At 65.3% G+C, this 13,821-nt stretch carries 15 protein-coding genes; 4 read left to right on the forward strand and 11 right to left on the reverse strand.

From position 1 onward, the window contains the following. Nucleotides 1-169: 169 nt before the first annotated feature. From V8Z74_RS03050 to lptF, 5 genes are read right to left on the reverse strand one after another with little or no spacing between them, the layout of a single operon-like run. Nucleotides 170-1,348 carry a pyridoxal phosphate-dependent aminotransferase gene (locus V8Z74_RS03050; protein ID WP_066470060.1) on the reverse strand — a complete coding sequence of 393 codons (1,179 nt, stop codon included), beginning with the start codon at nucleotides 1,346-1,348 and terminating at the stop codon, nucleotides 170-172. 32 nt (nucleotides 1,349-1,380) lie between these two features. Beyond that, nucleotides 1,381-2,322: a CysB family HTH-type transcriptional regulator gene (locus tag V8Z74_RS03055; RefSeq protein ID WP_066470058.1), complete on the reverse strand. Its 942-nt coding sequence runs from the start codon at nucleotides 2,320-2,322 to the stop codon at nucleotides 1,381-1,383. A 58-nt stretch (nucleotides 2,323-2,380) separates the two neighbouring features. Further along, nucleotides 2,381-2,833: a sirohydrochlorin chelatase gene (locus tag V8Z74_RS03060; protein WP_349707880.1), complete on the reverse strand. Its 453-nt coding sequence runs from the start codon at nucleotides 2,831-2,833 to the stop codon at nucleotides 2,381-2,383. Nucleotides 2,834-2,844: 11 nt separating this feature from the next. After that, entirely contained in the window at nucleotides 2,845-3,945 is a 1,101-nt protein-coding gene (lptG, locus tag V8Z74_RS03065) for an LPS export ABC transporter permease LptG (RefSeq protein ID WP_349707882.1), read from the reverse strand. Next, nucleotides 3,942-5,048: an LPS export ABC transporter permease LptF gene (gene lptF, locus V8Z74_RS03070; protein ID WP_066470048.1), complete on the reverse strand. Its 1,107-nt coding sequence runs from the start codon at nucleotides 5,046-5,048 to the stop codon at nucleotides 3,942-3,944. Before lptF ends, lptG begins: the two co-directional genes overlap by 4 nt. A gap of 23 nt (nucleotides 5,049-5,071) precedes the next feature. Here lptF and V8Z74_RS03075 point away from each other — a divergent pair, with 23 nt between their 5' ends. The 3 genes from V8Z74_RS03075 to V8Z74_RS03085 all read left to right on the forward strand — a co-directional run bounded on the left by V8Z74_RS03075 (nucleotide 5,072) and on the right by V8Z74_RS03085 (nucleotide 7,995). Further along, a complete protein-coding gene (locus tag V8Z74_RS03075) occupies nucleotides 5,072-6,664 on the forward strand; it encodes a leucyl aminopeptidase (RefSeq protein ID WP_349707883.1) in 1,593 nt (530 codons plus the stop codon). 71 nt (nucleotides 6,665-6,735) lie between these two features. Continuing rightward, nucleotides 6,736-7,167, forward strand: coding sequence for a DNA polymerase III subunit chi (locus tag V8Z74_RS03080; RefSeq protein WP_349707885.1), 432 nt, complete (start codon nucleotides 6,736-6,738; stop codon nucleotides 7,165-7,167). Nucleotides 7,168-7,170: 3 nt separating this feature from the next. Next, nucleotides 7,171-7,995 carry a hypothetical protein gene (locus V8Z74_RS03085; protein ID WP_349707886.1) on the forward strand — a complete coding sequence of 275 codons (825 nt, stop codon included), beginning with the start codon at nucleotides 7,171-7,173 and terminating at the stop codon, nucleotides 7,993-7,995. A 13-nt stretch (nucleotides 7,996-8,008) separates the two neighbouring features. Here the strand turns inward: V8Z74_RS03085 and V8Z74_RS03090 are convergent, their stop codons facing one another. The 3 genes from V8Z74_RS03090 to lexA form a co-directional block, all read right to left on the reverse strand. Beyond that, entirely contained in the window at nucleotides 8,009-9,031 is a 1,023-nt protein-coding gene (locus tag V8Z74_RS03090) for a D-2-hydroxyacid dehydrogenase family protein (protein WP_349707887.1), read from the reverse strand. Nucleotides 9,032-9,165: 134 nt separating this feature from the next. Next, nucleotides 9,166-9,393: a hypothetical protein gene (locus V8Z74_RS03095; RefSeq protein WP_349707888.1), complete on the reverse strand. Its 228-nt coding sequence runs from the start codon at nucleotides 9,391-9,393 to the stop codon at nucleotides 9,166-9,168. Between the two features lie 362 nt (nucleotides 9,394-9,755). Further along, nucleotides 9,756-10,430 (reverse strand): transcriptional repressor LexA, encoded by a 675-nt coding sequence (gene lexA, locus V8Z74_RS03100; protein WP_349707890.1) that lies wholly within the window; start codon nucleotides 10,428-10,430, stop codon nucleotides 9,756-9,758. Between the two features lie 120 nt (nucleotides 10,431-10,550). Here lexA and V8Z74_RS03105 point away from each other — a divergent pair, with 120 nt between their 5' ends. After that, nucleotides 10,551-11,567 carry an asparaginase gene (locus V8Z74_RS03105; protein ID WP_349707891.1) on the forward strand — a complete coding sequence of 339 codons (1,017 nt, stop codon included), beginning with the start codon at nucleotides 10,551-10,553 and terminating at the stop codon, nucleotides 11,565-11,567. 151 nt (nucleotides 11,568-11,718) lie between these two features. Here V8Z74_RS03105 and adk read toward each other — a convergent pair whose 3' ends face one another. The 3 genes from adk to V8Z74_RS03120 form a co-directional block, all read right to left on the reverse strand. Beyond that, entirely contained in the window at nucleotides 11,719-12,375 is a 657-nt protein-coding gene (gene adk, locus V8Z74_RS03110; RefSeq protein ID WP_066470030.1) for an adenylate kinase, read from the reverse strand. A 374-nt stretch (nucleotides 12,376-12,749) separates the two neighbouring features. Next, nucleotides 12,750-13,526 carry a 3-deoxy-manno-octulosonate cytidylyltransferase gene (gene kdsB, locus V8Z74_RS03115; RefSeq protein ID WP_066470028.1) on the reverse strand — a complete coding sequence of 259 codons (777 nt, stop codon included), beginning with the start codon at nucleotides 13,524-13,526 and terminating at the stop codon, nucleotides 12,750-12,752. A 100-nt stretch (nucleotides 13,527-13,626) separates the two neighbouring features. Continuing rightward, nucleotides 13,627-13,815, reverse strand: a complete 189-nt coding sequence (locus tag V8Z74_RS03120; RefSeq protein ID WP_066470026.1) for a Trm112 family protein — start codon at nucleotides 13,813-13,815, stop codon at nucleotides 13,627-13,629. Nucleotides 13,816-13,821: the final 6 nt, after the last annotated feature.

Consider the following 13,821-nt stretch of genomic DNA (forward strand, 5'->3'; position numbering starts at 1 on the left):
GGGCACCACGGTGGCTGTTGCCCGGTATCGCTGGCACACAGGGAAAGTGCCGGCAGATGCAGCAAACTCCATAGCGTACAGCGCATGCCCGGCTTTGACTTCTGATGAAAATAGGGCTGAAAACAAGAAAGGGAGCGCGTAAAGCGCTCCTTTTTATGCATGGCAGCTTTTACAGCCTGCGCAGCCGGGCCGCGGCTTCCACCAGCGTCTCGTCCTTCTTGGCGAAGCAAAAGCGCACCACACGCTGATCGAAGCCGTTGCCGTAGAAGGCCGACAGCGGAATCGCCGCCACGCCGATTTCCTTGACCAGCCACTGGCAGAACTCGGCCTCGTTCAGGTCCGAGACCGACGAGATGTCGGCGCACAGGAAATAGGTGCCGGCCGTGGGCAGCAGCTTCAGGCGCGAGCCTTGCAGGCCGCGCATGAACAGGTCGCGCTTGGCCTGGTAGAAGGCCGGGAGATCCATATAGGGTGCCGGGTCCTGCATGTACTGCGCCAGACCCGCCTGCATGGGCGTGTTCACGGTGAACACATTGAACTGGTGGACCTTGCGGAATTCGGCGGTCAGCGCTGCGGGCGCGGCCACCGTGCCAACCTTCCAGCCCGTGACGTGGTAGGTCTTGCCGAAGCTGGAGACGATGAAGGCGCGATCGGCCAGTCCCGCGAAGCGGGCGGCGCTCTGGTGCTGGCCGCCGTCAAAGACCATGTGCTCGTAGACCTCGTCGCTGATCAGCAGCACGTTGGTGGGAGCCAGCAGCTCTTCGAGCTGGCGCATCTCCGCATCGCTCCAGATGGTGGCGCTGGGATTGTGCGGGCTGTTGATGATGAGCAGGCGCGTGCGCGGCGTGATGGCTGCGGAGATCCTGGCGAAGTCCGGGCGGAAGGTGCCAGGCGTCAGCGGAACGCGTACGGCCACGCCGCCGGCCAGTTCGATATTGGGCACGTAGCTGTCGTAGCAGGGGTCGAGCACGATGACTTCGTCGCCGGCCTGCACGGTGGCCAGGATGGCCGTGAGAATGGCCTGGGTGGCGCCGGCCGTGATCGTGACCTCGGCATTGGCGTCGTAGCGTCGGCCGTGCAGCGCCGCGATCTTGGCGGCCACGGCCTCGCGCAGAGCGGGCCAGCCGCTCATGGGCGGGTACTGGTTGTGGCCTGCGCGCATGGCGTTATTGACGGCGTCCAGCAGCCTGGGGTCGCAGCCGAAGTCAGGAAAGCCCTGGCCCAGATTGACGGCCTGGTGCTCGGCGGCAAGTGCCGACATGACGGTGAAGATCGTGGTGCCCACATGGGGCAGCTTGCTGGGAAAGGTGGGAGTCACGGTCGTTGTGCGGTGCAAAACGTGGGGCATGGCGGGACCGGCGGCCCCGCCGCGGGAAAGGATCAGAGGCCGAAGTCGTCCACGCTGCCGTTCATGGCGCGCATGATGAGGTCGCGCGAGAGGCGGTCGCTCAGCAGTTCGGCGAACTTGTAGACGAAGTTGCGCAGATAGGCGCCGCGCTTGATGGCCACGCGGGCCACGCTGGTGCCGAACAGGTGGCCGACGGGGCGCACGACCAGATCGTTGACCGGATCGTCGCGCATGGCCATCTCGGCCACGATGCCCACGCCCAGGCCCAGGCGCACATAGGTCTTGATCACGTCGGCGTCGATGGCTTCCAGCACGATGCGCGGATGCAGGCGGCGCGCATCGAAAGCCTGGTCGATCTTGCCGCGCCCGGTGAACGACGGGTGGTAGGTGATCAGCGCCTCGTGGGCGATGTCCTCGAGCGTGACGCGCTCCTTCTGCGCCAGAGGATGGCCGGTGGGCAGCACCAGCACGTGCTGCCATTCATAGCAGGGCAGGGTGACCAGATCGGGATAGTCAGCCAGCGATTCGGTGGCCATGCCGATCTCGGCCACTTCGTCGATCACCATGCGCGCCACTTCGGCGGGCGTGGCCTGGTGCAGGCTGATCGTGACCTTGGGGTACATGTCGCGCAGGCGCGCCACGGCCGGAGGCAGCACGTAGCGGGCCTGGGTGTGGGTGGTGGCGATGCTCAGCGTGCCGCTGTCCTGGGCGCTGTACTGCTCGCCGATGCGCTTGAGGTTGCCCACTTCGCGCATGATGAGCTCTATGCTCTTGATGACTTCCTGACCCGGCTCGGTGATGCGCTTGAGGCGCTTGCCATGGCGGGCAAAGATGTCGATGCCCAGTTCCTCCTCGAGCTCGATGATGGCCTTGGATACCCCGGGCTGTGAGGTGTGCAGGGCCTTGGCCGCTTCGGTCAGGTTGAGGTTGCGGCGCGCGGCTTCTTGGACGAATCGGAATTGGTGAAGATTCATGACGGCATAGACAGAGAGCTTGCGTCATTATGCTTCATTTATATAAGAAATCGGTTTTTTATCCCGACATTTCTTTGTCCGGAGCCGTTGGAGAAGGCGGCGCCGTGCCCGCCAGCGCCTGCTCTATGGCGAGCTCGGCCAGCAGGCCTGTGACGCGCGGATGCTCGCCCACGGCGGCTTGCAACTCGAAACGGCACTCCGGATATTGCCGGCGCAGCGCCTCCACCAGGCACGGAATGTCCTCGCGCGCATGCTTGCCCGTCCCCAGGAATAGCGGCAGCACCGTGATGTGGTTGGCGCCTTCCTGGACCAGGGCTGCGGCGGCCGCCGGCAGGTCGGGCTCGCAGGCTTCGAGATAGGCGCAGTGGCAGGCCAGCGCAGGCTGTGCCGCCTGCACGGCGGCCTGCACGGCCTCGATGGGCTGGCGCCACAGCGCATCGCGCGAGCCGTGGGCCAGCAGCACCAGGCCGGGCACGACGGCTGCGGACGGTGTGCAATGGGAATGGGTCATGGCGATTGCCCTCAGCGGCGCAGCACCAGCCAGCCGAATGCGGTCAGCGACAGCGCCGTGTAGAGCAGCCCTGGCGCGGCCGCGGTCAGCCAGGGCCACCAGGACTGCAGGGTGCCGACATAGCCGAACACGTTGTTGAGCAGGAAGAAGCTGATGCCGGCCATCACGCCGCCGAACACATAGGTGGCGATGCCGCCCGAGCGGAAATGCAGATAGGCAAAGGGCAGGGCCAGCACGACCATCACCAGGCAGCTGAGCGGATAGAAGACCTTGCGCCAGAACTCGATCTCGTATTTCTGCACGGCCTGGCCGTTGGCTTCCAGGTGGCGGATGAACTGGAACAGCGCCAGCGTGGACATGTTGTCGGGCTTGAGCAGTGCGGCCGAGACCATCTCGGCCGTCACCTGCGTTGGCCAGTCGTAGCTTTTTTCGTTGCTGCGCACCAGCTTGGTCTTTTCACCTTCCTGGCTCAGCCGGCTGATCTGCACGTTCTGCATGGTCCACCGGTCATGCTCTTCGTCGACCTGGGCCGTTTCGGCATGGATCTGTGCGGCGAGCCGGCCATTGGCATCGAAATCGTAGACGCGCACGTTCAGGAAGTCGCCGGGCGCCTTGATGGCGCGCACATTGACGGCGATCGAATGGTCGCCCTGCTTTTCCTTGAGCCAGGCGCCGGTGGCGCCCGTGGTGATCTGGCCTTTCTGGACTGCGCGCAGCTTCTGCTCCAGGTTCTCCGCGGCGGGGGCCGCATAGTCGCCGACGGCAATCGTGAGCACCACAAAGCCCAGGCCGATGAAAAGCAGGGTGCGCAGCGCCAGCCACGGCCCCATGCCGCTGGTGCGCATGATGGTGAATTCCGAGCTCTGGGCAAAGCGCGCCATCACGAAGATGGTGCCGATCAGCACCGTGATGGGCAGCAGTTCGTACAGATGGCCGGGAATGGCCAACGCCACGAACATCAGCGCATGCGTGATGTTGTAGGCCGAGTTGCGGTTGACCCAGCGCATCTCGTCGACCAGGTCGAAGAAGAAGAACAGCGCCAGGAAAGCCAGTGTCACGTAGAGCACGGCCGCCAGAATCTGGCGGTAGATCAGGCCTCGCAGGACTTTCATGCCGCACCTCCCGTGGCGCTGCGCCGGCGCAGCAGATCGCGCGGCGACCAGCGCTTGTGGCGCGCGGCCAGCACCAGCAGGCTGCCTGCCAGCGTGGTGCCATGCAGCAGCAGCAGCAGGCTCCACATGCTGATCTTGTTGGCACCGACCCAGCTTTCGCCCAGCGTCATGAGGTTGTAGTACACGATGAAGGCAAAAAGGGCGATCATGAGGCTGCTGCTGTTGCCGGCGCGCGGATTCACGCTGGAGACCGCCAGGCCCAGGATCACGAAATTGAGTGCTGCCAGCGGCAGGCCCAGGCGCCAGCCCAGCACGGAGCGTGCAATCGGCTCGTCGCGCCGGGCAAGCTCCAAAGTGGGCATGCTGCGCGCGGCCATTTCTTCGGCGGACACCGGGTTGCCGCCATCGATCTGCGTGCCGTATTCCTTGAAGTCGCTGATCTTCACGGTACCGTCGCTGGCGCGGCTTTCCATGCGCTGGCCGTCCATCAGAATGGCCATGCGCTCGCCCTTGACCACCTCCAGGCGGGCGCCCTTGGCCGAAGTGACGGATTCGCGCCCCGGATCGTTGGAGACGATGAAGACATTGCTGGCCGCCTGGGCGCTCGGAATGTCCTTGTCGATGAAGAACACGCGCGTGCCGCCTGCGGATTCCTGGAACTCGCCGGGGGCGATGCGGTCAATATCGCTGCGCTGCTGGAACTGGGCCTTGATCTGCTCGATCTGCAGATTGGCCCAGGGCAGCACGCCCAGAGCCAGCACGGCGGTTGCAGCCAGAATGGGCCAGGCAAACCGCAGCAGCGGCCGCAGCAGCGAAGCCAGGCCCTGGCCTGCGGCGAACCAGATGACCATTTCACTGTCCCGGTACATGCGAGACAGCGAGCCGACGACCGCCACGAACAGGCTCAGCCCCAGGATGGTGGGCAACTGCCCGAGCACGGTAAAGCCCATGACCAGCAGCACGTCCGAAGGACTGACGCTGCCTTTGTAAGCCTGGCCCAGCGTGCGGATCAGCATCATGGTCATCACCACGGTGACCAGGACGACGGCTGTCGCACCGAAGCTGCGGGCAAGCTCTTTGCGTATGGATGAATCGAATAACATTGGCTAAAAGGAAAACACCGATTATGGACTTTGAACTCAAGGCTCTGAGCGCTGCGGCCGCAGCACGTGAAAAATGCGACCTGCTGCTGGTGCTGGTTTCCGAGCAGGCCGCCCCGGGCACATTGGGCAGCGATGCCATCGGTGCGCTGGTGGCGCATGCCGTCAAGCAGGGCGATTTTGCCCTGTCCGCCGGCAAGCAGCTGCCCCTGTACCAGGTGCCGGCCATCGCCGCGCGCCGTGTGCTGCTGCTGGGAACGGGTGCGGGTTCGGCCAAGGATGTGCGCAATGCGCTGGCAGGCTGCGCCGGCGTGCTCAAGGCCGAAGGCGTGGCCAGGGCCGTGGTGAGCTTTGCGTTCGATGCCGAGGCCGCAGCCGTATCGGCCGCCGTGCAGGCGATTGCCGATGCCTGCTATGTCTATACCCACACAAAGCCGCAGGCCAAGCCTGCGAAGCTGCGGAAGGTGGTGATCGGCGTGGCGGCCAGGACTGCAGCCATTGCTTCGGGCTTCAATGTCGCGGTGGCGCAGGCCGAAGGCGTGGCCACGGCCCGCGAATGGGCCAACCGCCCTGCCAACCATGCCACTCCCACGCTGCTGGCCGACGCCGCCAAGGCCATGGTGGCTGCCGCCAGGTCGACGCGGCTGAGCTGCAAGATCCACGGTCCGGCCGAAGTTGCCAAGCTGGGCATGGGAGCCTTCATGGCTGTGGCCCAGGGTTCGCGCGAGCCCTTGCGCCTGATCGAGCTGCATTACAACGGTGCCGCCAGGAATGTGGCGCCCATCGTGCTGGTGGGCAAAGGCATCACTTTCGATACGGGCGGCATCTCGCTCAAGCCTGCGGCCGAAATGGACGAAATGAAATTCGACATGGGCGGTGCGGCCAGCGTGCTGGGCGTGTTCCAGTCGCTGGCGCGGCTGCAGCCGGACATCAATGTGGTCGGCCTGATTCCTGCCTGCGAGAACATGCCCGACGGCGGCGCTGTCAAGCCCGGCGACGTGGTCACCAGCATGAGCGGCCAGACCATCGAGATTCTCAACACCGATGCCGAAGGCCGACTGGTGCTCAGCGATGCGCTGACCTATGCCGCGCGCTTCAAGCCTGCGGCCCTGGTGGACATGGCGACATTGACCGGCGCCTGCGTGGTGGCACTGGGCGGCCTGCGTAGCGGTCTGTTCTCGGCGCACGACGAGCTGGCGCAGGCTTTGCAGAAGGCCGGTGACGCGGCCCTCGATCCCTGCTGGCGCATGCCGCTGGATGACGAATATGCGGAGGGCCTCAAGAGCAACTTCGCCGACATGGGCAATGTGGCCGGTCGTGCCGGCGGTGCCGTGACGGCCGCCAAGTTCCTGCAGAAATTCGTGGGCGACATTCCCTGGGCGCACCTGGATATCGCGGGTACGGCATGGAAGAGCGGCGCAGCCAAGGGGGCGACGGGTCGGCCGGTGGGCCTGCTGCTGCACTATCTGCTGGCCCGGCAAGGCGGGGCAGATGCTTCCCGCAAGGCTGCGGCCCCTGCCGGCAAGCTGAACGGCAAAGCCGCCAAATCCTCGAAAGCGGTCACCAAGCCCCGCAGTTCGCGCCGCGCCGCAGCCGCCACTGCAGAGGCCAAGGCTTGAGCCAGGAGTGACGCATTGCTGTGTGACCTGGAATATGGCCGGCGTGCTGGTTGCCGACGCGGGAGCGTGAGATGACCGAAGTCGCCTTCCATTTCAACGCGCCCGACAAGCAGGCCTATGTATGCCGGTATGCCCGCAAGGCCTTGCGGCATGGGGCGCGGCTGGTGGTGGTGGGCAGCCAGCCTGTGCTGGCTGCGCTGTCTCCGAAGCTGTGGGCAGTGTCTCCCACGGATTTTCTGGCCCATGCCTTTGCCAGCGATGGAGGGCAGTTGCTGGCGGCATCCGGCATCGTATTGGCGCAGCGGCTTGACAATCTGCCGCACCATGATGTGCTGGTCAATCTGGGCAGCGAAGTGCCAGCGGGCTATGAGCAATTTGCCAAAGTCATCGAGATTGTTTCGGCAACCGACGAGATGGACCGGCAAGAAGCGCGGGCGCGCTGGAAAAGCTATGCCGCGCAGGGCGTGGCCATCGTCCGCCATGATTTGAAGCTCAAGGGCTAGGGCATGAATTCCTCTTCTAAAACGCCGCCGCGCTTTGTTCCCACCCTGACCGAGGTGGTGCCGGCATCGATCGATCCCGAAGCTGCTACCTTGGACGCCATGGAGGCCGATCTGTCGGCCGAACCTCCCTCGGAGCTTGCGGTGCCGCAGAATGCTTCAGCGCCATGCCTGCAGCCGGTTCTGCACTCACCCAGGCTGGCTGATGCCGTGGTCGGCGTACGCGGAATTTCCGCGATTCCGCGCAACCTGCCGCCTCTGCCGGACTCCCTGCCGCCGCAGCAATCGCTGTCGGGAAGCGGGGTCATGCCTGCGCATGCCGAGTTATCCGAGAGCGTCAATGCCGACACCATTGCGCCGCAGGTAAACGTAGATGACCTGGACTCCGTGTCGGGCGGGCAAGCGCAGGAAGCCGCGGCGGAACATGCGCCAGCGCGGACGCTTGCTGGCGACTCCCAAAGGGAGCCGCTCTCGTCGGAAGTTTTTTCCGAGGCCCAGGGGCCGGCTGCTTTGTCCCTGCCCGAGCCGGCGCTTGAAAATTCGGTGGCTGCGGGTGCCAATGCTCCGCTTGCCCCTGATGCGGACTGGAATGACCCGCACGCGCAGCAACTCAGGGAACAGCTTACCCAGAGGCTTATGCATCGCGTGGACCAGATGCTCGAGGAGCGGCTGCGCGAGGCGATTTCAGCCGTGGTTGAGGACCAGGCACGGTCCATGGCCTTGCAGCTGCGCAAGGAAGTGGAGACGCTGGTGCGAGCATCGCTGCAGCAAGCGGTGGCGCAGGAGTTGGCCTCGCAGCTTCAATGGCCGCCGGGCCCTGCCAGTTCTTAGCGCCAGGGGCGGCTTAGGAGCGGCCCATGCGCAGGGGGCCGCTGAGCACTTCAGGGTTCAAGATGTTGCTGGCCTGGCCGTTGACGAAGTTCACCACGTTTTCAAAAGCGGCGCGGAAATACAGCTCGTAGCTGTCTTGCTCCACATAGCCGATATGCGGCGTGCAGATGCAGTTCTCCAGGCGCAGCAAGGCGTGGCCTTGCAGGATGGGCTCGCTCTCGAACACGTCGATGGCTGCCAGGCCCGGCCGGCCGCGATTGAGCGAGCAAAGCAGGGCCTCGGACTCCACCAGCTCCGCGCGCGACGTATTGACGAACAGGGCCGTGGGCTTCATGCGGGCCAGATCGTCTGCCCTGACAACGCCGCGCGTGGCGTCGTTCAGGCGCAGGTGCATGGAAAGCACGTCGCACTCTTCGAAGAAGGCTTCTTTCGATGGGGCGGCGATCAGTCCGTCCGCCGCCGCTTTCTGGCGCGAAGCCTCGCTGCCCCAGACGCAGACCTGCATGCCGAAGGCCTTGCCATAGCGGGCAATCAGCTGGCCGATGCGTCCATAGCCCCAGATGCCCAGCACCCGCCCGTGCAGCACGCTGCCCAGGCCGAAGTTGGGGGGCATGGAGGCGGCCTTCAGCCCGGACTGCTGCCAGGCCCCGTGCTTGAGATTGGCGATGTACTGGGGCACTCGCCGCATGGCAGCCATGATGAGTGCCCAGGTCAGCTCCGCCGGCGCAATGGGGGAGCCGACACCCTCGGCGATCGCCACGCCATGGGCCGTGCAGGCCGCGACATCGATATGCGCACCCGCCTTGCCGGTCTGGGCGATCAGCTTGAGGCGCGGCAGCTTTTCCAGCAACTGCTTGGTGATCTGGGTGCGTTCGCGGATCAGAACAATGATGTCGGCATCGCGCAGGCGCACCGACAACTGTCCCACACCCTTGACGGTATTGGTGTAGACCTTTGCATTGAAAGGTTCCAGCAGACGGGCGCATTCGAGCTTGCGCACAGCATCTTGGTAATCGTCAAGGATCACGATGTTCATGCACCCGATTGTGCCTTGAATAGACTCATTTTTGTGAGCATTCAACGGCCACGGCGCATGGAACTGTTTGCAAATACTTCAAAAATCGGATGCAGGCCTTGCCGGTTTCTATGGCGCGGCGGGGCCGCCATGCATCAGGCGTGCAGCGCGCCTTCGTTGGCGGCCATGCGCTCCAGCGCAGCACAGACATCGGCCATGCGGCCCGAGATGAGCAGGCATTCGGGCTGATTGCGCGGCTCGCGCTGGACGATGCGCAGCATGCGCGGCTGGCTGCAGGCGGGAGTGGCTTCGAGCGGCAAGGGCATCTGGGCGGAGGGAACAGCGGGCGCCGTGGCGCGGCGTCGGGAGCGGCTTCGGCGCATGGTGAAAACGGCAGGCCGGGCCCGCGTATCTTCGGATGGGGAATTGGAGAGCATTGCATCGCGAGGCTGCGACTGTGCTGGCTTGGCTGGTGCCTGCGATGAGGCTTGCGACGCGGAGTTCTCTCGCACGGCGGCATGGCGATGGGCCTGAAGGGCAAAGCGTGTCAGAGACAGCAGAGGCAAAGCGAATCCCATGTGGCAACTCCTGTTCCAAGAAAGTTCTTGCGAGGTTGTGGACGGGGCAGGATTGCGTTTTCAGGCAAGGCTCCGCCCGGGGCAAGGCCTTCAAGCCTTGCGCCTACCACCCGGGCAGTGCTGTGGGAATCGGCCCAGGGCGCCAGTGCCGGCGCCGTGGAAGCACGCTACATGAACATGCTGTTGCGTATCAGGCCTACGGCCAGGCCTTCGATGGCGAAAGGTTCGTCCGGTGCGACGTGGATGACCTTGTAGTCGGGATTTTCGGGCAGCAGCTCTATGCCCTGCGGCGTGCGCCTGAAGCGCTTGACCGTGACGTCGTCGCCAAGACGGGCCACGACGATCTGGCCGTTGCGGGCCTCGTGCGTGGACTGCACGGCCAGCAGGTCGCCATCCATGATGCCGGCATCGCGCATGGACATGCCGCGCACCTTGAGCAGGTAGTCGGGCTTGGCCGCGAACAGGCCGGGCTCCACGGAATAGCTCTGGTCTATATGTTCCTGGGCGAGAATGGGCGATCCCGCCGCCACGCGGCCGACCAGGGGCAGGACCAGCGGCGCCAGCGCGGCCAGCGGCAGGGCGAAGCTGGTGCCGCGGGCGGCATTGATGGTGCGCACGGTATCGGCGCGCAGGCGGATGCCGCGCGAGGTGCCGCTGACCAGATCGATCACGCCCTTGCGCGCCAGGGCCTGGAGGTGCTCCTCGGCCGCATTGGCGGACTTGAACCCGAAGGTGCTGGCGATTTCGGCACGCGTCGGTGGAGCGCCGGTGCGCGCAATGGTCGACTGGATCAGATCCAGGATCTGCTGCTGGCGGGGGGTGAGCTTGGGATGGTCGGACATGTCGGGCGGCTTGGAGTTCTGGATCAGAATTTCCGAACAGTGATCTGATAATTTATACAGTATCTGTATTTTTAACCAGTTTTTTGCGAGGGGCAAGTGGCTGAGGCAAAGATTGTCATTTTGGGCACAGGAGGAACCATTGCCGGCCGGGCGCCAAGCCAGGGTGACGGCGTGGGCTACACGGCGGCACAGATCTCGGTGGAGGGATTGCTGCAGGCCATTGCCGGCCTGGACGCAGTGGCTGGTGCCTGCCGGCTGGAAGCGGTGCAGCTGGCGCAGATCGACAGCAAGGACATGGACTGGGCGGTGTGGAGACTTCTGCTGCGCGGCGTGGCCCAGCTGCTGGAGGACGCGCAGACGCGCGCCGTGGTGATCACCCATGGCACCGATACCCTGGAGGAAACGGCCTGGCTGCTGCAGGCCGCGCTGCAGCCCGCCAAGCCCGTGGTGCTGACCTGCGCCATGCGCCCGGTCACGTCGCTGCAGGCCGATGGGCCGCAGAATCTGCGCGACGCCGTGGCTGCAGCGGCGCAGGCCGCCGATGCAGGCGCCGGCGGAGCCGGTGTCTGGGTGATGGCGGCGGGCGCGCTGCACGCGGGCCTGGCGGTGCAGAAAGTCCACCCGTACCGGCTCGACGCGCTGCGTTCCTATGAGGGAGGGCCATGCGCCTATATGGAAGAAGGCATGCTGCGCTGGGTTGGCAGGCCGGCGGGTGCGGCGGTGGATGCGGGTGCGCGGCTGGCGCGGTGGCTGGATTGCGATGCGCTGCCTTGGGTGGAGATCGTTGCCTCCGGTGCGGTACAAAGCGCCAGGGCCGTGAGGGCGCTGGTGGCTGCGGGTGTGAAAGGCCTGGTGGTGGCCGGGACCGGCAATGCCACGGTGCATGCGCATATGCTGCAGGCCTTGCTCGATGCCCGCCAGGCCGGCGTGCGCGTGTGGTGCAGCACCCGTTGCCTGGAAGGTGTGCCGGTACTGCCGCCCGGGGCAGCGGGATTGGCGGCCGACCGGGAGCATTGGCTGAAGCAGTGGCTGGTGCCGGCCGGGGCCGTGGGTGGACAGGCGTTGGCCGTGGTCCAGCTGCCGCCTGCCAAGGCGCGCGTGGCCATGATGCTGGATCTGGCCCTGGAGCCTTCTTGAACGGAGACAGCTACGCTGCCGAAAAAATCCGCTGCGCCTGCCCGGGCGCGAATGCGCCAACGTCGGTTTCACCCTGGGCCGGGTGGGGCTTGGCAGGCCATAAAAAAAGCACCCGGAGCGGGTGCTTTTTTATTGGGCGGGACAGAAGCGATCAACTCGACAGGGCGTTCAATGCACGCTCGGTGATTTCTTCCACGCTGCCCAGGCCGCTGATGGCTCGGTACTTGGGTGCCGAAGCGGGATCCTGCTTGGCCCAGTTCTGGTAGTAGTCCACCAGGGGGCGGGTCTGGCTGCTGTACACATCCAGGCGCTTCTTGACGGTTTCCTCCTTGTCGTCCTCGCGTTGCACCAGGTCTTCGCCGGTCACGTCGTCCTTGCCTTCCACCTTGGGGGGATTGAACTTGACATGGTAGGTACGGCCCGAGGCGGGGTGGGAGCGGCGGCCGCTCATGCGCTCGATGATGGCGTCAAACGGGACGTCGATCTCCAGCACGTAGTCCAGGTGCACGCCGGCGGCCTTCATGGCGTCGGCCTGGGGGATGGTGCGGGGGAAGCCGTCGAACAGAAAGCCTTTGGCGCAATCGGGCTGGGCAATGCGCTCCTTGACCAGGTTGATGATCAGATCGTCGCTGACCAGCTGGCCTGCGTCCATGACGGCCTTGGCCTGCAGGCCCAGGGGGGTGCCGGCCTTGACGGCGGCACGCAGCATGTCGCCGGTGGAAATCTGGGGAATACCGTATTTTTGGCAGATGAAGGCGGCCTGGGTGCCCTTTCCGGCGCCGGGTGCACCCAACAAAATCAGTTTCATGGAGATCCTTGAGAAGAGTAGAAATTCTTGGCGGCCGGGGCAGCGTGCGGCAGGCGGGCACCCCCTGGCGGTATTTTTTCGCGGGCAAGGATAGCACGCACAAGGCCAACACTGGCTTACACGCTGGGGAGGGATGTCACCAGTGCAGCGTCCGTCTGCCAGCCTTTTGCGTGCGGCGCAGCCGGTGTCGGAACGATGCGGCGGCCTTGTCTCTGGCCCGGCGGCGCAGGGCTGCAAGCCCTGTGCTGCTGCCCGAAAGTATAGCTGCCAGCGCCGGATTCACTTGCCTTGTGCAGGCAAAACACCTGAAATGGATTGTCATGCATGCGCGAACAGCTATCGTTTTTGATAGCTGCCGCACGGGCTCGGCCAAGTCAGGCAGCCAGCAGGGCGCGCACCCGCTGCAGGTCTTCGGGCGTGTCCACGCCGGCGCCCGGCGCATCGGGCGTGAGGTGCACGGCGATGCGGTGGCCATGCCACAGCGCACGCAGCTGCTCGAGCTGCTCCATGGCTTCGGTCGGGGCCGGAGAAAGGCGCGGGAACTCGCGCAGAAAGCCGGCCCTGTAACTGTAGATGCCGATATGGCGCAGCGGCGCAAAGCCCGCATGGCCTGCCGTGGCCGCGGCCGTCTCCCACCAGGCCTCGTCGGCATGGTCGCGAGAGAAGGGAATCGGTGCCCGGCTGAAGTAGCTGGCCAGGCCCTTGGCGTCGCAGACGACCTTGACCACGTTCGGGTTGCGGTAGTCGGCAGGGGAGGCGATCGGATGGGCCGCCGTGCCCATGCTGGCTTCGGGGCGGGCGCTTAGCAAATGCGCGACGGCATCGATCAGCGCGGGCTCGATCAGCGGCTCGTCGCCCTGCACGTTGACCACCGCATCGTTGCCGTCCAGGCCCAGCTGTTCGCAAGCCTCGGCCAAGCGGTCGCTGCCGCTGGGATGGTCGTTGCGCGTGAGCAGTGCCTGCACGCCATGCTGCAGGCAGGCATCGACGATGCGTGCATCGTCGGCCGCGACCACGCAGCGCGCGGCCGTGCTTTGCTGGGCGCGCCGGGCCACGCGCACCACCATGGGCAGGCCGGCAATATCGGCCAGGGGCTTGCCGGGCAGGCGGCTGGAGGACATGCGGGCGGGAATCAGAACCGTGAACGGCATGGAAATCTCTGTGTGATGGAACTGGCTTGAAGGACAGCCAGCAAGGGCCGTCCCGAAGCAAAGGCCGTCGTCCCCCTTTCAGGGGAAGGCGCGGAGCGACTCAGGGTGTGGCCTCGATTTCTTCGTCGGTCAGCGTGCGGGCTTCGTTTTCCAGCAGCACGGGAATGCCGTCGCGCACCGGGTAAGCGAGCCGCGCGCTGCGCGAGACCAGTTCCTGGCGCTCGCGGTCGTAGCGCAGCGGGCCCTTGGTAACGGGGCAGACCAGCAGTTCGAGAAGTTTGGGATCCATGGCAAT

Origin of the sequence: Comamonas sp. w2-DMI, from assembly GCF_040187735.1 — a bacterium.
GTDB lineage: Bacteria > Pseudomonadota > Gammaproteobacteria > Burkholderiales > Burkholderiaceae_C > Comamonas > Comamonas terrae.

Bases quoted from the DNA above. Each gene is read 5' to 3' on its own strand.
- V8Z74_RS03050 (WP_066470060.1), bottom strand. From the start codon at position 1,348: ATGCCCCACGTTTTGCACCGCACAACGACCGTGACTCCCACCTTTCCC.
- V8Z74_RS03055 (WP_066470058.1), bottom strand. From the start codon at position 2,322: ATGAATCTTCACCAATTCCGATTCGTCCAAGAAGCCGCGCGCCGCAAC.
- V8Z74_RS03060 (WP_349707880.1), bottom strand. From the start codon at position 2,833: ATGACCCATTCCCATTGCACACCGTCCGCAGCCGTCGTGCCCGGCCTG.
- lptG (WP_349707882.1), bottom strand. From the start codon at position 3,945: ATGAAAGTCCTGCGAGGCCTGATCTACCGCCAGATTCTGGCGGCCGTG.
- lptF (WP_066470048.1), bottom strand. From the start codon at position 5,048: ATGTTATTCGATTCATCCATACGCAAAGAGCTTGCCCGCAGCTTCGGT.
- V8Z74_RS03075 (WP_349707883.1), top strand. From the start codon at position 5,072: ATGGACTTTGAACTCAAGGCTCTGAGCGCTGCGGCCGCAGCACGTGAA.
- V8Z74_RS03080 (WP_349707885.1), top strand. From the start codon at position 6,736: ATGACCGAAGTCGCCTTCCATTTCAACGCGCCCGACAAGCAGGCCTAT.
- V8Z74_RS03085 (WP_349707886.1), top strand. From the start codon at position 7,171: ATGAATTCCTCTTCTAAAACGCCGCCGCGCTTTGTTCCCACCCTGACC.
- V8Z74_RS03090 (WP_349707887.1), bottom strand. From the start codon at position 9,031: ATGAACATCGTGATCCTTGACGATTACCAAGATGCTGTGCGCAAGCTC.
- V8Z74_RS03095 (WP_349707888.1), bottom strand. From the start codon at position 9,393: ATGCGCCGAAGCCGCTCCCGACGCCGCGCCACGGCGCCCGCTGTTCCC.
- lexA (WP_349707890.1), bottom strand. From the start codon at position 10,430: ATGTCCGACCATCCCAAGCTCACCCCCCGCCAGCAGCAGATCCTGGAT.
- adk (WP_066470030.1), bottom strand. From the start codon at position 12,375: ATGAAACTGATTTTGTTGGGTGCACCCGGCGCCGGAAAGGGCACCCAG.
- kdsB (WP_066470028.1), bottom strand. From the start codon at position 13,526: ATGCCGTTCACGGTTCTGATTCCCGCCCGCATGTCCTCCAGCCGCCTG.
- V8Z74_RS03120 (WP_066470026.1), bottom strand. From the start codon at position 13,815: ATGGATCCCAAACTTCTCGAACTGCTGGTCTGCCCCGTTACCAAGGGC.